The sequence below is a fragment of the Shewanella oneidensis MR-1 genome (genome assembly GCF_000146165.2).
GTDB lineage: Bacteria > Pseudomonadota > Gammaproteobacteria > Enterobacterales > Shewanellaceae > Shewanella > Shewanella oneidensis.
Genome location: NC_004347.2, coordinates 1,925,368 through 1,948,071 on the forward strand (window position 1 = coordinate 1,925,368; position 22,704 = coordinate 1,948,071).

At 45.1% G+C, this 22,704-nt stretch carries 20 protein-coding genes, 4 tRNA genes and 1 pseudogene; 15 read left to right on the forward strand and 10 right to left on the reverse strand.

Annotated features, from left to right (window positions below; all coding sequences use genetic code 11):
* Window positions 1–114 precede the first annotated feature (114 nt).
* The 4 genes from SO_RS08435 to SO_RS08450 all read left to right on the forward strand — a co-directional run bounded on the left by SO_RS08435 (window position 115) and on the right by SO_RS08450 (window position 2,747).
* Entirely contained in the window at window positions 115–1,437 is a 1,323-nt protein-coding gene (locus SO_RS08435; protein ID WP_011071337.1) for an IS4-like element ISSod7 family transposase, read from the forward strand.
* Between the two features lie 60 nt (window positions 1,438–1,497).
* Window positions 1,498–2,034: a GNAT family N-acetyltransferase gene (locus SO_RS08440; RefSeq protein ID WP_011071953.1), complete on the forward strand. Its 537-nt coding sequence runs from the start codon at window positions 1,498–1,500 to the stop codon at window positions 2,032–2,034.
* Between the two features lie 70 nt (window positions 2,035–2,104).
* Window positions 2,105–2,335 (forward strand): RNA-binding S4 domain-containing protein, encoded by a 231-nt coding sequence (locus SO_RS08445; RefSeq protein WP_011071954.1) that lies wholly within the window; start codon window positions 2,105–2,107, stop codon window positions 2,333–2,335.
* 22 nt (window positions 2,336–2,357) lie between these two features.
* Window positions 2,358–2,747 (forward strand): ribonuclease E inhibitor RraB, encoded by a 390-nt coding sequence (locus SO_RS08450; RefSeq protein ID WP_011071955.1) that lies wholly within the window; start codon window positions 2,358–2,360, stop codon window positions 2,745–2,747.
* Window positions 2,748–3,531: 784 nt separating this feature from the next.
* Here SO_RS08450 and SO_RS08455 read toward each other — a convergent pair.
* The gene (locus SO_RS08455) at window positions 3,532–4,359 is read right to left on the reverse strand and encodes a substrate-binding periplasmic protein (protein WP_011071956.1); all 828 of its coding nucleotides are present in this window, start codon (window positions 4,357–4,359) and stop codon (window positions 3,532–3,534) included.
* A 131-nt stretch (window positions 4,360–4,490) separates the two neighbouring features.
* Between SO_RS08455 and SO_RS08460 the strand changes: the two genes are divergently transcribed.
* The 6 genes and pseudogenes from SO_RS08460 (at window position 4,491) to SO_RS08480 (ending at window position 11,080) form a co-directional block, all read left to right on the forward strand.
* The gene (locus SO_RS08460) at window positions 4,491–5,564 is read left to right on the forward strand and encodes a DUF2157 domain-containing protein (protein WP_011071957.1); all 1,074 of its coding nucleotides are present in this window, start codon (window positions 4,491–4,493) and stop codon (window positions 5,562–5,564) included.
* Entirely contained in the window at window positions 5,561–5,848 is a 288-nt protein-coding gene (locus SO_RS23190) for a hypothetical protein (RefSeq protein WP_238560567.1), read from the forward strand. Before SO_RS08460 ends, SO_RS23190 begins: the two co-directional genes overlap by 4 nt.
* Before the next feature lie 26 nt (window positions 5,849–5,874).
* Window positions 5,875–6,708, forward strand: a pseudogene (locus SO_RS08465) (DUF4401 domain-containing protein); the annotation flags it as partial.
* Window positions 6,708–7,223 carry a GDYXXLXY domain-containing protein gene (locus SO_RS08470; protein ID WP_011071958.1) on the forward strand — a complete coding sequence of 172 codons (516 nt, stop codon included), beginning with the start codon at window positions 6,708–6,710 and terminating at the stop codon, window positions 7,221–7,223. The pseudogene SO_RS08465 and the gene SO_RS08470, both read left to right, overlap by 1 nt.
* A 410-nt stretch (window positions 7,224–7,633) precedes the next feature.
* Window positions 7,634–10,480, forward strand: coding sequence for an ExeM/NucH family extracellular endonuclease (locus SO_RS08475; RefSeq protein WP_011071959.1), 2,847 nt, complete (start codon window positions 7,634–7,636; stop codon window positions 10,478–10,480).
* A 168-nt stretch (window positions 10,481–10,648) separates the two neighbouring features.
* Window positions 10,649–11,080, forward strand: coding sequence for a DUF6678 family protein (locus tag SO_RS08480; protein WP_011071960.1), 432 nt, complete (start codon window positions 10,649–10,651; stop codon window positions 11,078–11,080).
* Window positions 11,081–11,137: 57 nt separating this feature from the next.
* Here SO_RS08480 and atcC read toward each other — a convergent pair whose 3' ends face one another.
* The 8 genes from atcC to SO_RS08520 all read right to left on the reverse strand — a co-directional run bounded on the left by atcC (window position 11,138) and on the right by SO_RS08520 (window position 15,250).
* Entirely contained in the window at window positions 11,138–12,034 is an 897-nt protein-coding gene (gene atcC, locus SO_RS08485; RefSeq protein WP_011071961.1) for a cold adaptation protein AtcC, read from the reverse strand.
* Window positions 12,035–12,044: 10 nt separating this feature from the next.
* Window positions 12,045–12,803 (reverse strand): cold adaptation protein AtcB, encoded by a 759-nt coding sequence (gene atcB, locus SO_RS08490; protein WP_011071962.1) that lies wholly within the window; start codon window positions 12,801–12,803, stop codon window positions 12,045–12,047.
* A complete protein-coding gene (gene atcA, locus SO_RS08495) occupies window positions 12,803–13,336 on the reverse strand; it encodes a cold adaptation protein AtcA (RefSeq protein ID WP_164925673.1) in 534 nt (177 codons plus the stop codon). The genes atcB and atcA overlap by 1 nt, the downstream gene beginning before the upstream one ends.
* A 125-nt stretch (window positions 13,337–13,461) precedes the next feature.
* Window positions 13,462–13,746 carry a cold adaptation protein ActJcold adaptation protein ActJ gene (atcJ, locus tag SO_RS08500; RefSeq protein WP_011071964.1) on the reverse strand — a complete coding sequence of 95 codons (285 nt, stop codon included), beginning with the start codon at window positions 13,744–13,746 and terminating at the stop codon, window positions 13,462–13,464.
* A gap of 865 nt (window positions 13,747–14,611) precedes the next feature.
* Window positions 14,612–14,688, reverse strand: a tRNA-Met gene (locus tag SO_RS08505).
* Window positions 14,689–14,835: 147 nt separating this feature from the next.
* A tRNA-Met gene (locus tag SO_RS08510) sits at window positions 14,836–14,912 on the reverse strand.
* Window positions 14,913–15,059: 147 nt separating this feature from the next.
* Window positions 15,060–15,136: transfer RNA gene (locus SO_RS08515), tRNA-Met, on the reverse strand.
* Window positions 15,137–15,173: 37 nt separating this feature from the next.
* Window positions 15,174–15,250 (reverse strand) — tRNA-Met (locus SO_RS08520).
* 257 nt (window positions 15,251–15,507) lie between these two features.
* Between SO_RS08520 and rlmKL the strand changes: the two genes are divergently transcribed.
* The 5 genes from rlmKL (at window position 15,508) to rmf (ending at window position 22,024) form a co-directional block, all read left to right on the forward strand.
* Entirely contained in the window at window positions 15,508–17,643 is a 2,136-nt protein-coding gene (gene rlmKL / locus SO_RS08525; protein WP_011071965.1) for a bifunctional 23S rRNA (guanine(2069)-N(7))-methyltransferase RlmK/23S rRNA (guanine(2445)-N(2))-methyltransferase RlmL, read from the forward strand.
* Window positions 17,630–17,875, forward strand: coding sequence for a glutaredoxin family protein (locus SO_RS08530; RefSeq protein ID WP_011071966.1), 246 nt, complete (start codon window positions 17,630–17,632; stop codon window positions 17,873–17,875). The genes rlmKL and SO_RS08530 overlap by 14 nt, the downstream gene beginning before the upstream one ends.
* Window position 17,876: 1 nt before the next feature.
* The gene (locus SO_RS08535; RefSeq protein ID WP_011071967.1) at window positions 17,877–19,799 is read left to right on the forward strand and encodes an ABC transporter ATP-binding protein; all 1,923 of its coding nucleotides are present in this window, start codon (window positions 17,877–17,879) and stop codon (window positions 19,797–19,799) included.
* A gap of 28 nt (window positions 19,800–19,827) precedes the next feature.
* Window positions 19,828–21,660, forward strand: coding sequence for a DUF3466 family protein (locus SO_RS08540; protein WP_011071968.1), 1,833 nt, complete (start codon window positions 19,828–19,830; stop codon window positions 21,658–21,660).
* Between the two features lie 187 nt (window positions 21,661–21,847).
* Window positions 21,848–22,024: a ribosome modulation factor gene (gene rmf, locus SO_RS08545; RefSeq protein ID WP_011071969.1), complete on the forward strand. Its 177-nt coding sequence runs from the start codon at window positions 21,848–21,850 to the stop codon at window positions 22,022–22,024.
* Between the two features lie 108 nt (window positions 22,025–22,132).
* Here the strand turns inward: rmf and fabA are convergent, their stop codons facing one another.
* Window positions 22,133–22,648, reverse strand: a complete 516-nt coding sequence (gene fabA / locus SO_RS08550; protein WP_011071970.1) for a bifunctional 3-hydroxydecanoyl-ACP dehydratase/trans-2-decenoyl-ACP isomerase — start codon at window positions 22,646–22,648, stop codon at window positions 22,133–22,135.
* Window positions 22,649–22,704 lie beyond the last annotated feature (56 nt).

Here is a 22,704-nt window from a genome sequence, read left to right on the forward strand (position 1 = left end):
CAACTTGCCTAGAAAACGGCAGCTTATCGCTTAATGCCGATCAGTTAAGACAGATCGCTTGACGATCTCGCTAAAAAGATCAAAATCCGATGACCTCATGTCATCGGATTTTTTATGCAACTCTCAGAAGCACTTGCTCGCACTCATATTACCCGCCTAACCGAATTCACCTGCCTCGCTGATGTGTTAGAGCCTGAGTTAATTCAATCCTGTTTAGACTCACAAGGCGTTGCTACTCTCAGACGACGCAAATTGCCGATGGACGCGATGATTTGGGCCGTTATCGGAATGGCCTTGTTCCGAGGGGAGTCTGTTCGGTCACTCATCAACAAACTCGACATTGTTTTGCCGCAAGAGATTGATTATGTTGCCCGTAGTGCCGTGACTCAGGCGCGTAAACGATTAGGCAGTGAGGTCGTTCGAGAAGTGTTCAGCCGTAGCGCGAATACCTGGCACGCGAGAGCCGAACACCCTCATTGGTGTGGTCTGAACCTGTATGGCGTCGATGGTGTGGTGTGGCGGACACCCGATAGTGTTCAAAATCAAGCAGCCTTTGGACGAACCGCCAACGCTTCCGGCGAAGCGGCTTATCCGCAAATTCGCATGGTTTGCCTGATGGAGTTAAGCAGCCATTTGTTGGTCAACAGCGCCTTTGATTCGGTTGTCGAAAATGAAATGAACTTAGCCTCTCAGCTCATTTCTAGCATCCCCAATCACAGTCTAACCCTATTTGACCGAGGATTTTATTCGCTCGGCCTGCTGCACGCTTGGCAGCAAGCACAACCTAATAGCCACTGGTTGTTGCCATTGAAGAAAGGCACTCAATATGAGGTGGTTAGAACGCTGGGAAAACATGACCAGTGGGTGAAACTCACCACCACGCCTCAAGCAAGAAAGAAATGGCCGCAGCTCCCTGACACCCTTGAAGCGCGCTTACTGACTAAGACGGTGAAAGGTAAGTCAGTCGCCATATTGACCTCGTTAACAGACCCAATGCGTTACCCAAGTGAAGACATCGTCGACTTATATGCCCATCGTTGGGAAATCGAACTGGGCTACAGAGAGATGAAACAACATTTACTGGAGAGCCGTTTTACGCTCCGCAGCCAACTGCCTGAGCTGGTGTTCCAAGAGCTATGGGGGGTGCTACTGGCCTACAATCTCATTAGATACAAGATGTTACTGATGGCCAAAAGCTTACCATCGGTTCATCCCAATCAACTGAGTTTTCGTGATGCAGCGAGTCATATCATCTTCAAGTTGACACAGTTGTCATCACAAACGCCGGGAAATGTTCCCAGAGACGTATTGGATATAGAACGCAATGCACGACAATTTAAATTGGATGGTAAACGGGAAAGGGCTTATCCAAGGATCCTTAAAATGAGCAAAAATAAGTTTCCGGTTAGATCAAAGAAAAATGCCGTTCACTCTTAAGTGAACGGCATTAAGCCTAGGCTGCTTTTTTTATTTGAGTCCAGCCATATCGGAGCCGTTATGCTTGAACTTTACACCGACAGATTAAGAATTCGCAGTTTACAAGATCATGATTGGGAAAATTTTTTAGCATTACATCTCGATCCTGACATTAATCGCTATGTGCGAATACCCGAACCAGTTGAAGTGATCCATCAAAAGTTCGAACAGCGCGCCAAAACATGGAGTTATGCCTCTGGCGATTGGTTAACACTAGTGATTGAATCCCTTGAAACTAATGAGTTTATTGGGTTAACCGGTTTTCATTGTCAACATCTTGAGGAACAACGTGCTGAAGTTGGCTACTTACTGGCGCGCACCAGTCACGGCAAAGGCTACGCGACTGAAAGTTTGCAGGCCGTCATCGATTGGGCCTGTTTGAGTCTTAAGGTGCACAAGTTTGTTGGCTATTGTGCCAAAGACAATATTGCCTCTGCCCGTGTAATGGAAAAATGTGGCTTTCAACTTGAAGGTGTATTTCGCCAGCAGTTTAAGATTGGTGATCTCTGGCTTGATGAATGTGCCTATGGCTTGCTCGCTGGTGAAAGGCAAAGATAAGTTAAATTATCTGCATCGCTTTGGACATGCTGCTATAATGCCGCAGGTTTATTTTTAGAGGCGTGTTTAAGTGGCGCAAATTAATCAGTTAGCTTTGCATCCAGGCGAAGATTTTATTGAATTGTACAAAGTGTTAAAGGTACAAGGCATGTCTAATGCGGGTGGCGAAGCGAAGCATTTTATTGATGAAGGTTTGGTTACCCTCAATGGCGAAGTGGAAACTCGCAAACGTAAAAAAGTCGTGGCGGGTGATATTGTCAGCTTTAACGGTGAATCGGTTCAAATCATTGCGGCTGAATAAGCCTGATACTGTGGAGTAGGATATGCAATTTCCAGACGACGATAATGGTAAAATGCTGGCCGCAATGGCAGAGGCGGGTATTGATCTTACTAAGGCCCTTGATGTTGATTTCTTTTTAGTATTTGATGATCAGCGTGATGCTGGAACTGCACTTGAAGAATTAGCCAATTCGGATCTCGAAGGTGAAGTTGAGCTGAATTTGAACGATGAGCTCGGCAAGTGGGAAATTATTGTATGCATCAATATGGTGCCTGAATACGATGATTTAGTTGAACAAGAAACCATACTCAATGATTTTGCGGCCGAGTTTGGTGGCATGACGGATGGTTGGGGCGTGATGCAACACCAAGATGGTGACGATGAGTTTATGGACGATGATGATCACGTTCATGATGAGCATTGCCATCATTGAAATAGCACATAAATCAATGATAAAGGAGCCATAAGGCTCCTTTATTTTTTGCACAATATTACCTCGACTCGATTCAGTTCATTTACAACATCGTGAAATGCAAATAGGTTGAAGCGGGTCTTACTCTTTAACCTCCGCTCGGGATAATAAAACTATTCAAATAGTTTTTGCACCGCTTACTGCGTTGAATTGACTTACAATAGGCTCGCTATTGCGGGGTAAATTTGCCTTGTTATCAGCGCAAAGCGCAAGTTTGAGGGTAACGATTTGAATTTTGCAATGTATATTGCATTGATTCATTTCTTAACCCGAATTGAGGTTATTGACTGCAATGTGGTTGCTCTATTCTCAATTTGAGGAGCATTATAAGAGGGTAAACATCATGCAGCTAAGTGTATTGGTGGCGGCGCTATTGAGCTTGATGATTTGTACTTATTACTCATGGCAAGGAAGATTAAGGATTATCAGCTCCCCCAAGGAGGCAAGTATGAGTCAATGGAATAAGCAAATAGTACGCAGCTTATTCCATTGTCAAGCTGGCTTTTTTCACCTCTAGCCTCTGCATATTTGCCTGTGCTTTAGGCCTAAGTTCCTCGTATGTACGCCTATAGTTTGTTACTTTTTATACGGCTTAATTACGGCATTTTTGCTATTTGGTATTTTTATATTGCAATTTTAAGCCCACCCTACAGCGGTGTTGGTATGTATCTAATGGCATTGCTTTTTTTGTTTGTTGCATTATTTGCTTTGTTAGGAGCCTTAACGTAATGTGTTTAGCAAATCCCTAATTCGCGCTATTTTTTTCGTTAGGGTTTTGAGTGGCGAGCTTCAATCCATATTGGTGGACGAGCTCTGCGAGTTTGCCATTTTGTTGTAATTGCTGTAGCCAAAAATTGAGTTTCTTCGTATTTAGTCGCGAATGAGGGTTTAATAATACGCCGTGATAATAGTGCTGATCCCATTGTTCTGAAACATGGAGTCGTTGCTGATCTTGCGGATTTGAGGCTAGATAAAAATTGAGATAGGATATGGTGACAGGAGCAATTTCTGCACGCTCTCGAAGCACGGTTTCAATTGATGCTTTATTGCTATTTACAAAAATAACATTAAAGTTTTTTTCAAGTATTGCGGGATCGGTTTCGAAGTTGGCAAAACGATAGTGGTAGCCTTTAACTAATGCCAGCGTTCGTTGCTTGAGGTGAGTAAAAAACTGTGAGTCTTTTACTTTTTCTTTTAACGCGATGAAGGCTTCGCCATCATGGATATGTAGGGGAATAAATCCGGTATCGAGGTTTTGCCAACCCCAGTGTGGACTTTCAAACATGATCATCTCAAATCTTCCCGCTGCGTAGGCTTTATATCTGTGTTCTATGCTGGTGGATACGAACTCAAAGCTGATTTCTTGCTGAATTTGGTTTAGGGCATTGATGAGATCCAGCGTCAAGCCTGTATAACGACCGTCATTTTGTAAATTGACGTAGGGGGCAAATTGATAACCGCCAACGCGAATAACAGATTTTGCTTGCACAGGGGATAATGTATCTGCAGTGGCAACACTGAATAAATTTAACACTAGGCAAAATAGCAAATTGAGTAATACGGCTAGTCGCATAGGTTCTCCCATTCATCATTAAGTCTTAAGCTTATCTTGATGTGAGACAAGTTAATACAATTAATTATTGCACTTAAGTTGGTTAAATGCGTATTTTGTGTGAGTTAATATCAAAATAGGGAGATTTCATATTGCGCAATCTTACATCTCAAGTTTATGAGTGGCTGGATCAGGGACATATCACTCGGGCGCAGGTAGATGAATTGTACCGCCACGTTTGCACACCACCGAGTGCCGCCAGTTGGCGAAGCTTAATTGCTCAGCTTTTACAGTGGGCGGGAGCGTTAAGCTTAGCGACAGGAATTATCTTCTTTTTTGCCTATAACTGGCAGTCCCTCAACCGAATAAGCAAATTTGCTCTGATCGAAGTGGCACTTTTGCTCAGTCTTGTTTGTTTTGTGTGGCTTTATTATCGAGGTTCGTCGCAACAGCAGAGTTCAGCCTCCCACAGTATGTTTGGGGCTACACTTGCGAATGTGGCACTGTTGGTGGCGAGCATCTTAATTGGTGGGCTTTTAGCGCTGGTGGGACAAACCTACCAAACGGGAGCCGATCCTTGGCAGTTATTCGCGCTCTGGGCCTTAGCGATTATCCCCTTGGCTTGGGTGGCAGGCTTCGATGGTTTATGGTTGTTATTACTCGGTTTAGTTAATTTAAGCCTTGGGCTTTTTGCCGATACATCATCGTACCTGCTGGATGAAAGGGATCAGATCTGGTTATTTATCTTCGTAGTACTCAATCTTACTTTTTATTACGCCTTTGTGTTTTTGGGGAGTTTGCCCAGTAAGCGTTGGCATGCGCCCCTTATGCAGTATGTAAGCTCTCTCGCGGCGATGGGGTGTTTTACATTATTAATTTGTTGGATGATTTTCGATACCGTTGATAATAAAAAGTTTATTTTTGGCATTTGGGCGGTGTATTTAATCCATCTTATCTTTGGATTCTGGTGGTTCAGGTACAGATTATTACAGGTTTACCCGTTGGCATTGGGCGGTTTTAGTTTAATCGCTGTCGGGGCGGCGTTACTCACCGAACTGCTATATAAAGATAGCGATCCTATAGGGGGGTTTTTGTTGATTGGACTCTACATTATTTTGGCCAGCACTGGTTTGAGTTCAATGTTGCGACGATTGCATCGGCAGTTTAAGAGCGAAGTTGCCGCTAGCGAAATGTCTGCAATCAATGAGCAAGGAGCCGCGTCATGAACACGCTTCCACATACGTCGACTCAAGATAATGGCGCCTCACACATTAAGCCCTTATCGACTTCGTCAGCTCAAACGTTGTGGGAGATGTTATATGCACAAGGCAAAGTGAATTCACCTGAACTGCCCGAATCCCATGAACTACCTTGGTATATCGCTTTGATGCAGGCCTTTGCGGCTTGGATTGCTGCCTGGTTTTTATTGGGGTTTATGGTGTCGGTTTTTTATGCCTTGACGGAGCGACTTGAGGGGGGGCGGCACTTTTTACCGGCGCAAGCTATTTAGGATTAGGACTTGCTTTATATTGGGGAGGACGCCAACAGCATTTTTTGCAACAGTTTGCGTTTGCGTCCTGCTTAAGTGGCGCTATGGCATTTGGTTGGGGATTGTTTGATTTACTTGGCTATGAGTTCAGTTTGATCTGGTATTTGTGTATGTCGGCGCTGTTTCTGCTGCTTTGGGGAATCATTAAACACGCTGTTGCGCAATGGGTATTTGCATTTAGTTTATGCGCTTGCTTAACTGGGCTGTTGGCTGAGTGGCATTTACTCAACTTAACACCGACGTTGTTGGTATTGCTACTGAGTGTGGTGTTATTAAATATCCATCGTACTGGATACCACTATCAGCGGGCGAGAATGTTAGTTTTTGGTGCCGCCACGCTGCTGTTAACCATTCAGCTTATGCGTGTATTCAGTATGGATAGGATCTTCGAGGAGTTATTTGTATCCAGTTGGCAGTCGGGAATGACCGCCATCCATTTGATTGTCGTGTTCTCAATCTGTGGCTTTTTAATTTTTAGCCTGTTTAAACAATGGCATACTCAACCCTCATCCCCCGCTGTGTTGTTTACGTTTTTAGGCTTAGTGCTCGTCACCGCGTTGTCCTTACCTATGCAGGGCTTATCGACAGCTGTGCTACTGATTTTATTGGGTCATTATACTCACGAAGTGTGGCTAAAAGGCATTGGGATTGGCTCAGGGCTAGTGTTTGTGAGTGGCTATTATTATTCCTTAGAGACAACGCTTATGCTCAAATCGCTGTATTTGATGGGATTAGGGCTGCTGCTCCTTTGCGCTCGAGTCGTTATGTGGCGTTATTTTCCCATGACAGAAACATCTGCCGAGCTAAAGGAGCAAGCATAATGGCTAAGACAAGTTTCCTTTTAGCTCGCTGGCAAAGAAGAGCATTAGTTTTGGTGGTTTTTACGATAGCAGCGCTACTTATCACGGTGAATTGGCGCATTGCTCAATTTGAGCAGTTGCTACAAGAGGGCAAAATTGTGCGTTTTGCGTTAGCGCCTGTGGACCCCCGCTCCATTATGCAGGGGGACTATATGACTTTAGAATATGCCATTGCACAGGAGGTGTGGTTAGTTTTGCCTGATGGAATGTTAGAAGGGCAACTCCTATTGGCTGTTGACTCTCAACAAGTGGCGCATTTTGTTGATATTTATCATGCTCAACCTTTGACAACTGAACAGTTGAAAGTCAATTTTCGCATTCGTAATCATGACGTTAAGCTTGCCTCTAATAGTTTTTTCTTTGAAGAGGGTCAAGCAGAACACTTCAGCCAAGCAAAATACGGTGAGTTTCGGGTTAACGAGCGGGGAGAGTTATTACTCGTGAGCTTGCTTGATGAAAAGCTGCAACGACTTTGAACGTTGGAAAGATGGCTAGTCGCTATTAGAAACGTGTTGATGCGTCAGGGAATTGTTGGTGCCCACTAGGTCATTTGGTTAGTCCGTTATCTTACGATCTTTATAAGTTCCGCTCGTTATCTGATAAGAATAACGACACGTTACTCCTCGTTTTACGAGCGCGGGCTTTCCACAATGCACAAAATCTAATCTCGAAGCGTCAACACGCCCTAGCCATCTTTCACTATTTTCCTAGTCCAATCCGCTACTTTTTTTGCATAAATATCCGTCTTAAGTTGCAACTTGCATGTAGCCAATTTGTAACCTTTGTTCCCTATAGTATCGTCAGTTTTTGAAGCTAGAAGCTTCGAAAAGTCTTAACGCATTAAATTCAATATCAATATAAAACACGATACTTTTTAGGGGTCACTATGTTTAAACACAAAACACTGTTGGCGTTAGCCATCAGTAGCGTCTGTGGTTTTGCCCACGGCGCGGATAATTTGATTATTTCTGAATATGTTGAAGGCAGCGGCAATAACAAAGCCATTGAATTGTATAACCCAACATCAAGCAGCATTGATTTAAGCCAGTACCAATTGCGCTTCTATTTTAATGGCAGCACTAATGTGGGCAGCACTATCAGCCTCAATGGCACCTTGGCCGCTGGTGCGACTTATGTTGTCGCTGATAACGATGCGTCGGCAGATATCTTAGCTGTCACCAATCAACAAAGTAGCGCGAGTTTTTTCAATGGTGATGATGCCATTGTATTGACCCATCAAAACCAAGTGATTGATAGCTTAGGTCAAGTGGGTGTCGACCCTGGTAGTGAGTGGGGTAGTGGCGACTTATCGACCCAGGACAACACGCTACGCCGTAATCCTGATCAATTAATTGCCGATCCGATTATTGATGATGCTGTAACCTTTAACACTTGGTTAGGTTTTGCAAAAGACGATATTGCCGATCTCGGTAAGTTCAGCGTTGGTACGCCAACCGATCCTGTTGACCCGCCACCGAGCTCACTCGCTTGTGGTGAAGCATCAACTGCAATCCATGTCCTGCAAGGTTCGACCAATGCCAGTCCGTTAAACGGGCAAACCTTAGTGGTTGAGGCTATTGTGGTGAGTAACCAAGAAGCTGGCCTGAAGGGTATTTTCGTACAAATGGCCGACAACGAAGCCGATAACGATCCACAAACTTCTGAAGGGGTGTTTGTTTACACTGGCACTGCTCCCACGGGTTACGTGGCGGGCGACCGTGTACGCTTAAAGGCTAAAGTCACTGAATACCAAGGTTTAACTGAGCTGACAACGGTAGCCGATCATAAACTTTGCGTTGCAGGACAAGCTTTGCCGAGTGCCGCGGTAGTGACTTTACCCGTTAACACAAGCGATGATTTTGAGCCCTTCGAAGGCATGCGTGTACGCTTTAGCCAAGATTTAGTGGTAAACGAAGTCTACAAGCTCGGTCGCTATGGCGAAATTTTATTGGGTAGCCGCCGTCATTTTATTGGGACACAAGTTGCCGCGCCTGGGGCCGACGCCTTAGCTGTCACAGCTGCCAATCAGAAAGACAGTATTTTACTTGATGATGGCTTAACAGCGCAGAACCCTGATCCGGTGATTTTCCCCGCGCCAGGTTTAAGTGCTTCGAACACTGTGCGTGTTGGAGATAAAGCCACAGCACTCACGGGTGTGATGCACTATGGTTTTAATCTTTATCGCATCATGCCGACAGAGTCGATTACCTTTGTGGCAGAAAACCCTCGTCCGCAATCACCCGTTCTGGCTGAAGGCGGTAACCTCAAAGTCGCAAGTTTTAACGTACTGAACTACTTTAATGGCGATGGACAAGGCAGCGGATTTCCAACGGCACGCGGTGCGAATACGCTGAGCGAGTTTGAACGTCAAAAAACTAAAATTATCAGTGCGATGGTTGGTATTGGTGCCGATGTTTTTGGTCTGATGGAAATTGAAAACGATGGCTTTGGTGCAAACTCAGCGATTGCCGATCTCGTCGCGGGCCTCAATACTGCCGTGGGTGAAAATCGCTACGCTTATGTTATTCCAAAGATCAATGGCAATAACTTAAGTGCAATTGGTACGGATGCGATTACCGTCGGTTTAATCTACCGCAGTGATAAGGTCAGCCCACAGGGCGATGCCCGCATATTATCTAGTACCAATTCACCGTTAGATGAAACTGGCCAACCGCTGTTTGATGATGGCAAAAACCGCCCAATGTTGACGCAAGCCTTCGTGCTCAATGGCAGTGAAGAGGCGCTAGTGGTTGCCGTTAATCATTTGAAATCAAAGGGCAGTGAGTGTGCTGGTGATCCCGATGTTAACGACGGCCAAGGCAATTGCAATATCACCCGTACCCGCGCTGCTACGGCTGCTGGGCAGTGGATTGCGGCACAATATCCCGAGCAAGGTGTATTGCTGATCGGCGACTTAAACGCGTATGCCAAGGAAGATCCACTGACCGCGCTGGCGAATACCGGTTTTAGCGAGTTATTCGCCAAACTTGAAAAAGCTAATGCCTATTCCTATGTGTTTTCAGGGGAATCGGGACAGTTAGACCATGCTTTAGCGAATGCTGCGCTAGTGGATAAAGTCGTGGATGTGACCGAGTGGCATATTAATACCGACGAGCCACGGGTGTTAGATTACAACGAGGAGTTTAAGACGCCGACGCAAGTGCAAGATTTGTATGCCAGTGATGCGTATCGATCATCTGACCATGATCCTGTAGTGATTTCACTCTTGCTCGAAGCTGAAAAAGTCGCCCCAGAAGCCAGTTTCACTAAAGTGGTGAATGGTGCCTCCGTGCAATTTACCTCAACGTCAACCGACAGTGACGGCCAAATTGTCTCTGCCCAATGGGACTTTGGCGATAATAGCCAAGGTATTGGAGAGGCGGTATCACACACTTATGCGCAAAGTGGTGATTATCTAGTGACGTTAACCGTAACGGACAATGACGGCTTAAGCCACAGCAGCTCGCAAATGGTGACTGTAGTAGTTGAAAACGTTAAAAAGCCACCCGTTGCACAAATTCAGCGCATTAATCTGTGGTTAGTCGATATGTTTATTTCGACGAGCTATGACACCGATGGGGTTATTAAGCAGCATAAGTGGAAGTTTGATAATGGTACCCGTGCCAATGGTCCTGTAGTACTGCGTCTGGCACGCCGCGGAGAGCATACCGTCGAATTAACCGTTAAAGATAATGATAAATTAACGGATACCACGACACTGACATATCGTTAAGCATTAGCCTCTTTCTTTTGATATCAAAAGCCTGCATTGCAGGCTTTTTTACGTTACGTCACTATAGCGTGCTTTAAATTTAAGCTAAGTCGATTTAAGTACATATCCGCTTAAGCTAAGATGGCATCACTTAAGGCTTTATCATTTACAGGGAGCGAGCTTGTCGCAATGAATGCAGACACATTGGCGTATATTAATCAGCATCAATTAACTTCGGTTATGAGTTTCACAAAATGGCGAAAACTTGAGCAGGCGCTCCATGAAGAACCGAACTTTGTGCCCCATGTGCGTTATAAGTTACTCGAGGATGAGGAGCCTAACCCCAGTTTTACGCCAGTGTGGTGGCATGAGTTACTGGAGATTTGCGAGAGGATTGAGTGGCTTGAGATTGACCCGCTTAAAAGAGAACATCGCGGTAGATTGCTACCTGAAAAAACTACCGATTTTGCAGATTATATCGAGTCACAATTGCACAAATATGGGATCCCCTACAGTAGAGAAGCTCAAGGATTTCGGATTTGGGGCTATCTGCACCCCGATGCAACTATGCCAGCATTTTGTATTGCGGCTGGTGGCGAGACGATAAAGGAAGCAGAGTAAAACTCAGAAAGCAGATAAAAATCGGGGCGTTAAATGGACTAACGCCCCTGATGAGGATTACAGCACGATATAAAGCGGCCAGCCGAGTAGACCAACAAGTCCTTCTTTATGCTCGAATCTTTCTAAACGCTCTGGGGATGCGTCATTAAGCAGCAGCTCGCGGTAGCTTTTGGCAAAATGTAACGTACGCAGCAGTGCAGGCGCAAAGTTTTTACCCAAATCTTTACCGATAGTGTCGGCCAGTTCTGCGGGTAACTCTGCCAAGGCTTGTTGGGTTTGCTGCTCAATATACTCAAGGCTAAACCATTCATCCTGCAAGCTGATTTTGGCTATGCGCTTTTTCAAATCTTGTCTGACTTTCGCATTATCAAATAACATCCGATACAACACGGCTTCGGCTAGTACGCTCTCCAGATTTAAGAAATCCAACGGATCGTAACTGGTTTGGGCATAAAACTGCGCCATCAGCGCCGCAATCGATTGCTGGCGTTGGTGCTCGACTAAAGCGTCCTGATAGGCTTCATATCCCAGCCATTCATCGGCATCAGGCGGTGTAGATACTTGTTCCAGGAGGAATTTATCGACATCACCATAAAGAGATTTGCTGTTAACCAACTTATGCTTGCTCACGACACTGAGCATACTCCAGCCCTTTTGGAAGCACTTAACCACGCCATCAGCGGTGATGAGTAAACGCAATGCCTGTTGTTGATCCTGATTCGACAGTTCCATTAAGCCGAGACTGACAACACCAATCACATCGTGCGCCGCTTGTTCCAGCAAGTGCATCTTGTACTTGTTATAGAACTTATCTGCCAATTTGAGGCTCATCAAAATGGCTTTTGATTTGATTTGTGCGAGCTGCTCACCGCTGAGGGTGTCGTCTGCTTGGCCTTTAGCCAATACCTTACTCAGGAATGGGCCTTGGTCTATATCGCGCAGTACCAGTTGCATCTAGGGATCCTTAATCTAAAAAGCTAAACATATCATCCACTTCTGCGTATTCATCCGTAACTTGGTTTTTCTCTTTCGCTTGGATAACTAATTCATTAACGAACTTGTTAATGATCGTTTCCCAACCAGAGCTTTCGTTACGCAGCAGGTTTTTAATGGCTTTTTCAACATCGGGTGCCAGCTCATGGATTAACGCCATCAGACTACGGGGGTCATCTAGGCTAAAGCTATGGGCTTCTTCACTGGCGACACGGCTGTCGTAACCGATGGTGTCGGTATCTTCTTCATCGTCGTAGTAGTCATTGATATGATCCTCATCGTCGTGTCCTTCACCCAACATCATTTCGATAAAGGGGATAGACAAATAGAAGAGGCCAGCAGGATCTTCGGCAATGCATTCTAAAATGGCAGTTTGTTTTTCTTCGCTATCTTGAATACGAATTAAATAAGTTAAAAAATCAAAGGTATGCTGAATGAGTTCTTCGGCATTGTTTTTGATTTTTTCTTCCCAGTACAAAGGTTGCTGACAGACGATGTCGCGAATTTGCTCAGGAGTCATCAGCTCCGACATGATCGAAGGGCAGGAGATATCATGGTGACTGTTGATCTGAGTCAGTGTCACAATATCCATTTTTTCAATCACTTCGACTAATTGTTCATCGTTCATTGTGGTGGCGATGAGTTCGAAACGTTTGCTAGCCTGTTTTGGCTCGACATCGGCGAGCTCTTTAATCTCGGCAACGGTTATCTCAATCAGACTCGTGTTCATTAGCGGTCCTCATCATCGTAGTGATCGTAGTAGCCATCTTCCTCTTCGCCTTCATCGTCATCATCATCCGAATAGTCGGCATAGTCACTGTCTTCGTCTTCAAAATCATCATCAGCGCTACGTTTAGGGGCTGGCGTGGCTTTACCTTGGTTTTCAAGTAAGTAAAGCACGGCGCAGCTTTCAATCAATAAATCTTCTGAATAAGCGCGTACCGCCAACACTAAAGGTAAATCGGCATTGTTAAAGCCGATAGTGACTTTAAACTCATCCCAGTCGGGTTGCGTTGCGGTATTGATCCAGTGAGCCCATTTGAGCTTGGCATCACTGGGAAATTTTACTCGGCCATAAAGTGCGACGGGCAGATACTCGGGCACCGACTCGAGCATTTTAGGGTCAGCCTGTAATACTTTTTTGATTTGACTGGTAAATTGCTCCAGAGCCTTAGGTGTATCAGGGTCATCATAGGACTCGATATTGTCGTAGGCATTGGTTTTAAGCTCATTAATGCGTGAGATATTCAGTTTTTTGGCCATGGGCATGTCTCGAAATATAAGCGCTAAAACAAATAGCTTATCGAAATAAAACGTACCGAAATAAATTGCTCAACATCAGGAGGTGCGAATTTAACCGCTCGTTTATTTGGTACTCAAAATAAATATTAAGGGTAGAACTGATCCCATAATTCGCGCATGGCGCTATTGGGGTCGGTCACTATCACGTTGTTGAAATCTCGGATAAACGCATTTCTAAGCTTAGGATCTGATAGGACTTCATACGCTTTTTTAACGCGTTCAAGTTGCTGCGATGCTTGCTCTTTTTCTTCATCAGAGGCACCTAGCAACTTGTCAGGATGATATTTGTTTGAGAGCCGGCGATAGGCTTTTTTAATGTCGTCTTCTTTGGCACTAGGTTTGATACCAAGCACACTAAAGTGGTTAATCATATTTGTACCTGCAGGCGATGGGTTGGTATCGCAAGATAAAGCTTGAGTGCTGATTATCTGTCAATTTGTGGAATTATGATTAGTCAGCGATGGATCATAACAGAAATGCTTGTTGGGCGGCAAATGACGATGGCTGCATTTAGAGGGAAAAGTGAATACTTAACTGGGGGTGTTTAAATCGGCAACTGCACAGGCAAAAGGCATTAGTTTGCTAAAGTGCAATAGACACAAATGTTAGTTCAGAAAGCTATTTCTGTACGAGTTAACGGCTTAGTTTTCGTAAGGAACATTCCGAATGTAGTTAGAGCAATTCGATAAACGATTAAGGCAAATTCAGGCAAAACTCAAGTCAAGATGTATTTCGGGTACAAAAAAACCAGCTTATGCTGGCCTAGTCGTGATTTTTGTATTAATTGGTTGCGGGAGCCGGATTTGAACCGACGACCTTCGCCCGGGGTTTATAAAGAGCTGAGCCCGACGAGCAGCCATATTGCAACTCTGTAGATAAATTTCGGGTACAAAAAAACCAGCTTAAGCTGGCCTAGTCGTGATTTTTGTATTAATTGGTTGCGGGAGCCGGATTTGAACCGACGACCTTCGCCCGGGGTTTATAAAGAGCTGAGCCCGACGAGCAGCCATATTGCAACTCTGTAGATAAATTTCGGGTACAAAAAAACCAGCTTATGCTGGCCTAGTCATGATTTCTGTATTAATTGGTTGCGGGAGCCGGATTTGAACCGACGACCTTCGCCTGTTGTTTATAAAGGGCTGAGCCCGACAAGCTGCCATATTGCAACTCTGTAGATAAATTTCGGGTACAAAAAAAACCAGCTTATGCTGGCCTAGTCATGATTTCTGTATTAATTGGTTGCGGGAGCCGGATTTGAACCGACGACCTTCGGGTTATGAGCCCGACGAGCTACCATGCTGCTCCATCCCGCGTCCGATTAATACTGCTGATCACTGTTTTAATTCTGTCATCTTAGAATTGGTTGCGGGAGCTGGATTTGAACCAACTACCTTCGCCCGTTGTTTATAAAGAGTTGAGCCCGACGAGCCCTTTCTTTTTATAAACCGATACATCTAAATTGGTTGCGGGAGCCGGATTTGAACCGACGACCTTCGGGTTATGAGCCCGACGAGCTACCATGCTGCTCCATCCCGCGTCCGATTAACGCTGTTGATAACAGTTTTAATTCCGTCATCTTAGAATTGGTTGCGGTAGCCGGATTTGAACCGACGACCTTCGCCGTTGTTTATAAAGAGTTGAGCCCGACTAGCTGTTTCTTTTTTATAAACGTATACATCTAAATTGGTTGCGGGAGCTGGATTTGAACCAACGACCTTCGGGTTATGAGCCCGACGAGCTACCATGCTGCTCCATCCCGCGTCCTATATCTATTTGTATTACTTATATTTGCTTTAAATGGTTGCGGGAGCTGGATTTGAACCAACGACCTTCGGGTTATGAGCCCGACGAGCTACCATGCTGCTCCATCCCGCGTCCGTCTTCAAAGCGGGGCAGACTATAACTGCAGCGCGGTGTCATTGCAAGGAGGAATTCTAAAAAAACGGACGAATGCTTAAATATAAAGCGTAGTGCGGGTAATTCATCCATTATTGGCCGCGATATGGGATTTTAGTGGATTAAAAGCGGGTCAACAGCCTGACTAAATCGAGTTTTGGCTAATAACTGTTTATCTTTTATGTTGCTTCGCAGGTATAATGTCGGTTTGATTTTGACTGCGTATTGATTATCCCATGCTTAATTTTTTTGCTGCCGCCCCTAAGGGCTTTGAATATAGCTTAGCCCAAGAACTGACAGAATTTGGTGCGACTGAGATTAAAGAAAGTGTAGCCGGTGTCTATTTTACCGCGCCTCTCACCTTAGCGTATCGTATTACCCTGTGGACGCGTTTAGCCAGCCGTATTGTACTGGTGATCTATAAGGGCCCCTGTGAGTCGGCGGAGCAGTTATATAATGCAGCTTACTGTATTGATTGGTCTGCACATTTCTCTAATCGCAACACCTTTAGTATCGATTTTCATGGCACGGGTGGTTTTATTAACAATACCCAGTTTGGCGCGCTAAAGATTAAAGATGCGATTGTTGACCGTTTCCGTGATGATGGCGATGCACGGCCCAATGTGGCCCGTATTGATGCTGATATTAAAGTTGATGCCCATTTTCGTAATGGGGTCATAACCATTGCGATGAATTTTTCTGGCCCATCACTGCACCAACGCGGTTACCGTTCAACCACGGGGGAAGCGCCTTTAAAAGAAAACCTCGCGGCGAATATGCTGGTTCGCAGTGGCTGGAAAGCCGCACCAACCACTTTACTCGATCCCTTCTGCGGCAGCGGTACAGTGTTGATTGAAGCGGCTTTGATGGCCGCTGATATTGCTCCTGGTCTGCAACGCAACCGTTTTGGTTTTGAACATTGGCGTCGCCACGATAAAGCCACTTGGCACGAAATTGTCGAAGAAGCTAAAGCGCGCGCCTCGCTTGGGGTGAAGCGTTGCGAGGTCAAATTTTATGGTTCTGATATCGATTCACGCCTAGTGGCGCTAGCAAAACGTAATGCACAAAATGCAGGCGTGCTTGAATTAATTGAGTTTAACGTAGCGAATGCGCTGAATGTTGAGCCGCCTGCGGCCGAAGGTTACCTCATTACCAACCCTCCTTACGGTGAGCGTTTAGGCAGTGTGTCTGAGCTGTTGCAGCTGTACTATCAATTAGGTGACAAGTTCAAAAAAGAATTTGGCGGCTGGAAAGTGGCCATGCTGTGTAGCGATATCGAGCTTATCTCAGCACTGAAACTTAAAGCCGATAAACAGATGAAGATGTTTAACGGTGCGCTAGAATGTGCCTTTAACTTGTACACGCTTCACGCACAAAGTACCCGCCGCGATACGCCAGTATTGCCAGAAGGCGTCGATATTGCTGATATCGCCCCCGCTTTTGCTAACCGTATTAAGAAAAACGCTAAGCAATTTGAAAAGTGGGCCCAAAAAGAGGGGATTGATAGTTATCGCCTCTACGATGCCGACATTCCGGAATACAACGTCGCGGTCGATAAGTATCTTGATTATGTTGTTGTACAAGAATACATGGCACCAGCCAGTATTCCGGAGGCTGTCACTAAACGTCGTTTAAGCGATGTGCTGCTGGCTTTGCCTGCGGCGATTGGGGTCGATCCACACAAAATCATTATGAAGACCCGCGAGCGTCAAAAGGGCACCAACCAATATCAAAAGCTGGATGAACGTAAGTTAGAGCTTATCACGACTGAATATGGCGCTAAATTTAAGCTAAACCTGACGGGTTATTTAGATACTGGGCTGTTCCTCGATCATCGATTAACTCGCCGTTTGGTGGGGCAAAAATCCAAGGGCCGCCGGGTACTGAATTTGTTCTCTTACACAGGTTCTGCCTCAGTGCATGCTGCATTAGGCGGCGCAAAGTCAGTCACGACTGTTGATATGTCAAACACCTATCTTGCTTGGGCAAAAGAGAACTTTGCTCTTAACAATCTCAGTGGCAAACAATATGAGTTTGTTCAGGCTGACTGTTTGCAGTGGATCCGCGATTGTAACGAACAATATGATTTGATTTTTATCGATCCGCCCACCTTTTCGAACTCCAAGCGCATGGAAGACTCCTTCGATGTGCAACGTGATCATGTAAATTTACTCGGTATGCTAATCAAGCTGTTAAGTCCAAACGGTGAATTGGTGTTCTCCAACAATAAGCGCAAGTTTAAGATGGACACTGAGACTTTAACCAAAATGAAGATTAAGGTGCAAAACATCGACGACATGACCTTGCCGCTGGATTACAAACGTAATCCTCATATCCATAACACCTGGTTAATTACCCATGCAGATAAATAATGCATTGCAGGCAAGCTATGTGTTGTATCACACCGAAGGTTGCCACTTATGCGAACTGGCGGCGGCCTTGTTAAATGCTGCCGAGGTACGTTATACCGCCATCGATATTTGCGATGATGAAACCTTAGCAGAGCGTTATGGCGTGTCGATTCCTGTGGTGAAAGCCCAGGACGAGCGCTGTTTATGTTGGCCCTTTGATGCCACGCAATTACAAGAATTTTTAGGAGCTTAGTTTGAGTCTGGTTCGTATCAATAATGGCTCGTTAGCCTATGGTTACACCCCGCTACTGCAAAATGCCGATTTCACTATCGAGCGCGGCGAGCGGGTTTGTATTGTTGGCCGTAACGGTGCAGGCAAGTCGAGTTTATTAAAGATTTTATCTGGCGATGTACTGCTCGATGAAGGTGAATTTAACATCGATGGCAGTGTGACGGTAAGTCGCTTACAGCAAGATCCACCTAAAGCTGAGCAGGGCACGGTTTACGCTTATATTGCCGCAGGTTTGAAAGAAGTTGGCGAAGCCCTAGAGCAATACCACCAGTTGTCCCACGATGTCGCTTTTGCTGAGCCTGAGCAAATGGAGCGCATGCTCAATCAGATGCAAAAGCTGCAGGAAACCTTAGATCACCATAATGGTTGGCAACTTGACTCGCGGATCAATCAAAATTGTGAGCTTTTGGGGTTAGATCCCGATAAATCTTTAAGTGAATTATCCGGTGGTTGGCAACGTAAAGTGGCACTTGCCCGTGCGTTAGTCAGCGCGCCAGATTTATTGCTACTCGATGAGCCAACAAACCACCTCGATATCGATACTATTGAATGGCTAGAAAAATTCCTGCTGGATTTCCAAGGCGCCATCGTGTTTATCAGCCACGACAGGGGCTTTATTGCGCGCATGGCCACACGGATTGTGGATTTAGATCGCGGTGTTGTGACCTCATGGCCTGGTAATTATCAAGCTTACCTTGATGGTAAGCAGGAATGGCTGCGGGTCGAGGCCGAGAAAAACGCATTATTTGATAAGCGCTTAGCCGATGAAGAAGTGTGGATCCGCCAAGGTGTTAAGGCGCGTCGTACCCGTAATGAAGGCCGTGTGCGTGCGTTAAAAGCCTTGCGCCAAGAACGCAGTGAACGTTTAAATCGTCAGGGCAATGCCAAAATGGCGGTGGCCGATACAGAACGTTCGGGTAAATTGGTCTTTGATGTGAAGGACCTAAACTATAACTTGCCCGATAAAAATCTGGTAAAAAACTTCAACACCACAGTGCTGCGTGGCGATCGCATCGCGTTGATTGGTCCAAACGGTTGTGGTAAATCGACGTTAATAAAATTATTGATTGAAAAGCTACAACCTCAATCGGGTGAAGTGAAAGTGGGTACTAAGCTCGAAATTGCCTACTTCGATCAATACCGTGAAGCATTGGATCCTGAGCAAACCGTTGAAGATAACGTGGGAGAAGGTAAAAAGACCATCACTATCAATGGTCAAGACCGCCATATTCTTAGTTACTTGCAGGATTTTCTGTTCTCGCCAATGCGTGCCAGAACGCCAGTTAAAGCGTTATCAGGCGGTGAGAAAAACCGTTTATTGCTGGCGAAGTTACTTATTCGTCCCGCAAACCTTATCATTCTCGACGAACCGACAAACGATCTTGATATTGAGACCCTAGAATTGCTAGAGTCGCTGCTGACTGAATATGAAGGCACGTTATTGCTGGTCAGCCACGACCGGGCGTTTATCGATAATACCGTGACCAGCAGCTGGTGGTATGCTGGCAATGGTCACTGGACAGAGTATGTTGGCGGTTATCAGGATGCTATCGATCAAGGTGCAAAGTTTTATTCTGAGGAACCTAGTCAGACAAACACGGTCGAAGCACCTGCGACCGCAAAAACCGCTGAGGTTAAAGTGGCTGAGCCTGCCAAAGCCGCAAAAAAACTGTCCTATAAATTCCAGCGTGAATTAGAGGCAATGCCAGAGCTGATGGAGAAATTAGAGGCCGAAATCCTCGAGTTGCAAACTACAGTGGCGAGCCCAGATTTTTATAGTCAGACGCAGGATAAAATCAATCAGGTATTGAGCCTGTTAGCGGATAAAGAAAAGCAATTGGAAGTTTGCTTCGAGCGATGGGAAGAGCTTGAGTCACTGAAGTAAACCAATAATAAAAATGGGAATAGAATTAATGAAGTCAAAGTTGGATAAAGCCCTGTCCTTGGTTGCCTTAGGTGTCCTTGGCGTATTACACAGTGCCCATGCTGCACCAGTTTATGAAATTGTTAACATTGAAAATTATGATTTGCAACGTACAGGCACCCTCGAAGGCACCCGTAATGGTTACGCTTTAGGCATTAATGCTAACGATGAGTTGGTTGGTATTGCTAAAGGTAAGAAAAAACTCAGTACATCTGATGTCGAAGGTGGGGTTATCGACGTTGAAGATGGTATCGCTCCAGAAGAAACCATCACCTATTCAATTACGGCGGCGATTGTTGCCAACAACTTTGCCTTTATTGCGGCGCAAAATGGTGCGGCTGGTGCTTGGTTGCCAACTTTCGATAGTATCAATGGCACTACGCCACCGAGTGATACTTCGGTTGTCAACTCTGTCGACACTTTTTATTACGATATCAATGATGCAGGCCTGAAAGTGGGCAGCATGACGGCCCCTGAAAAGAAAACAGAAAATACCGCGACAACAGATAATACCACCGACTATTGGTATTACCGCGATTATGAGTATCGTGGTGTTGCCAAAGTGGGGGGCACCGAAATCCCATTACCTCCTCCTTATACTCAGTATGTTAAGGACGATAAAACGGTTCAACTGGGAGGCTGGTCGGCAGCGACAGCGGTAAACAATAATAACTTAGTGGTTGGTTACGCCAGCACAGATATCAGCAAGTATGGTGCTGATCGTGTGGCTTACTGTTTAAGCACTGATAACACTTTACCGTTAGATGTGTGTATTCAGCGTGAACAATACCCTAATGACCAAGGCACGCGTAACATTCAGTACCAAACGCGTGCTTTCATTTGGCAATTGGATAATGGCAACGCTTCAGGTACAGCATTACCGCTTGGGTTAACACCAGCCAGTGACAATACACTGACATTTACTGCACAGGCAATGGGCGTGAATAATGACGGCGTGGTGGCTGGTCGCTCGCACGTTTATCGTTATGGTGATACCGGTAGGCTACATCAAGATGCGGCTTATTGGAGCAAAAATGCTGAGGGTAACTATCAATATCATTGGATCCCAATGGCTGACGCTGTTTCGAGCTCTATTGCCTATGATGTAAACGACAATGGTATCGTTGTCGGTAGCTATCGCAGTTATATCTCAGGTTATTTACGCGATAAATTTTTCTATTTTGATATTAATACCCCGGATGTGCCTTACGTCACGCCCAATGACTTTGCTACCACTACGACAGATTTATCTAGCAAACCTAAAGATATCAATAACAAAGGCCAAGTTGTTGGTTACATTGAAACCACCTATGACAAGGAAAAACCGCGTCCTAAGGCGGGCTTCCTGTATGAGAAATCAACGGGTGAATTCAGTAACCTCAACACATTGCTGACCTGTGAATCTAAGGGTTTTGAAAAGGGCGCAGACGGCAATTGGACTCGCCATAAGGTTGAAGTGCAGGATGGTACTGGCAAAGTACTCAGCTATAACAGCGATATCCAGGTGGTAGAAGCGTCAAGCATTAATGAAGATGGTACCATTGTGGGGACTGCCTTTATTCGTAAGCCTTCTTATCAATTCGATAAGAATGGCAACATTATTGTTGGCGAAAACGGCTTACCTCTGTTTGAACTCAGTGGCAATGGCGAACCTGTTACCGCCTACGTTCCTCGTATGGTGGTGCTTAAACCCGCAACCAATGGCCAAGCTTGTACTGTGGATGACAGCACAGATACGGGCAATTATGAACGTCAAGGCGCCGCATCACTTGCGTGGTTACTTGCCTTACCGTTAGTTTGGTTGCGTCGTCGCGTTCGCTAGTTTTTAAGCTTGAATTCAGACTCAAAAAATCGAGGCAAAATGCCTCGATTTTTTTTAATCATGATCTCAATAGTTTAATAAATAGTCGATAAAATGAACAATTTTTTGATTGATCTCGGCGTTGAAAAGCACTATTTCTATGGGTGAAGCTGTTGCTTCTATTTCACGTAGAACAGAGGACGCTTGCATGAAAAGACAAAAACGAGATCGTTTAGACAGAGCTTTTTCAAAAGGATTCCAAGCCGGTATTGGTGGACGCTCTAAAGAGCTTTGTCCTTATGCAAATCTTGATTCGCGATCACAGTGGTTAGGTGGTTGGCGTGAAGGTGTTGATGGCCGAGTTAATGGGCTATTTAATAAATAGCGAGTTTTTCTCGCAGTTAAATAGCCCTGAACAGACAGAGTAATGCAGCATAATTGCCCTCAGATGAGGGCATTTTTGTGTCTATTGGATCATGTAGGGTAAAGCGGATTAGAAGGTCGATGTATCGCTAAAGACACCGACTTTAAGATCGGTTGCACTGTAAATTTGGCGACCATCGACTTCAAGGATTGCATCGGCAATACCCATTACCAATTTACGGTGAATGGTGCGTTTGATATTGAGCTTATAAGTGACTTTTTTAGCGCCGGGTAATACTTGACCAGTAAACTTAACTTCACCCACACCTAAAGCGCGGCCTTTGCCTTCTGCGCCTTCCCAGCCTAGGTAAAACCCAACGAGTTGCCACATAGCATCTAAGCCTAAGCAGCCTGGCATAACAGGGTCAGTGATAAAGTGGCAATCAAAAAACCATAATTCTGGTTTAATATCGAGCTCGGCAACAATTTCACCTTTTCCAAACTCACCACCGTTGTCATTAATGGTAATGATCCTGTCGATCATCAGCATGTTGTCTACGGGGAGGCGAGGGGAATTTGGACCAAATAATTTCCCATGGCCACAGGCGATAAGTTCTTCTTTATTGAAACTGTTTGCTTTATTCATTGTTTTACTACTCCAGCAATAAGAGCGCCAAGATTAGCGAACACGTGTAAGCTAAA

Excerpts from the sequence above, each read along its gene's own strand:
- atcJ (WP_011071964.1), bottom strand. The coding sequence starts at position 13,746 with ATGATTAACCACTTTAGTGTGCTTGGTATCAAACCTAGTGCCAAAGAA.
- atcC (WP_011071961.1), bottom strand. The coding sequence starts at position 12,034 with ATGCAACTGGTACTGCGCGATATAGACCAAGGCCCATTCCTGAGTAAG.
- SO_RS08480 (WP_011071960.1), top strand. The coding sequence starts at position 10,649 with ATGAATGCAGACACATTGGCGTATATTAATCAGCATCAATTAACTTCG.
- rlmKL (WP_011071965.1), top strand. The coding sequence starts at position 15,508 with ATGCTTAATTTTTTTGCTGCCGCCCCTAAGGGCTTTGAATATAGCTTA.
- SO_RS08540 (WP_011071968.1), top strand. The coding sequence starts at position 19,828 with ATGAAGTCAAAGTTGGATAAAGCCCTGTCCTTGGTTGCCTTAGGTGTC.
- atcB (WP_011071962.1), bottom strand. The coding sequence starts at position 12,803 with ATGAACACGAGTCTGATTGAGATAACCGTTGCCGAGATTAAAGAGCTC.
- atcA (WP_164925673.1), bottom strand. The coding sequence starts at position 13,336 with ATGGCCAAAAAACTGAATATCTCACGCATTAATGAGCTTAAAACCAAT.
- fabA (WP_011071970.1), bottom strand. The coding sequence starts at position 22,648 with ATGAATAAAGCAAACAGTTTCAATAAAGAAGAACTTATCGCCTGTGGC.
- SO_RS08455 (WP_011071956.1), bottom strand. The coding sequence starts at position 4,359 with ATGCGACTAGCCGTATTACTCAATTTGCTATTTTGCCTAGTGTTAAAT.
- SO_RS08450 (WP_011071955.1), top strand. The coding sequence starts at position 2,358 with ATGCAATTTCCAGACGACGATAATGGTAAAATGCTGGCCGCAATGGCA.
- SO_RS23190 (WP_238560567.1), top strand. The coding sequence starts at position 5,561 with ATGAACACGCTTCCACATACGTCGACTCAAGATAATGGCGCCTCACAC.
- SO_RS08530 (WP_011071966.1), top strand. The coding sequence starts at position 17,630 with ATGCAGATAAATAATGCATTGCAGGCAAGCTATGTGTTGTATCACACC.
- rmf (WP_011071969.1), top strand. The coding sequence starts at position 21,848 with ATGAAAAGACAAAAACGAGATCGTTTAGACAGAGCTTTTTCAAAAGGA.
- SO_RS08435 (WP_011071337.1), top strand. The coding sequence starts at position 115 with ATGCAACTCTCAGAAGCACTTGCTCGCACTCATATTACCCGCCTAACC.
- SO_RS08470 (WP_011071958.1), top strand. The coding sequence starts at position 6,708 with ATGGCTAAGACAAGTTTCCTTTTAGCTCGCTGGCAAAGAAGAGCATTA.
- SO_RS08475 (WP_011071959.1), top strand. The coding sequence starts at position 7,634 with ATGTTTAAACACAAAACACTGTTGGCGTTAGCCATCAGTAGCGTCTGT.
- SO_RS08440 (WP_011071953.1), top strand. The coding sequence starts at position 1,498 with ATGCTTGAACTTTACACCGACAGATTAAGAATTCGCAGTTTACAAGAT.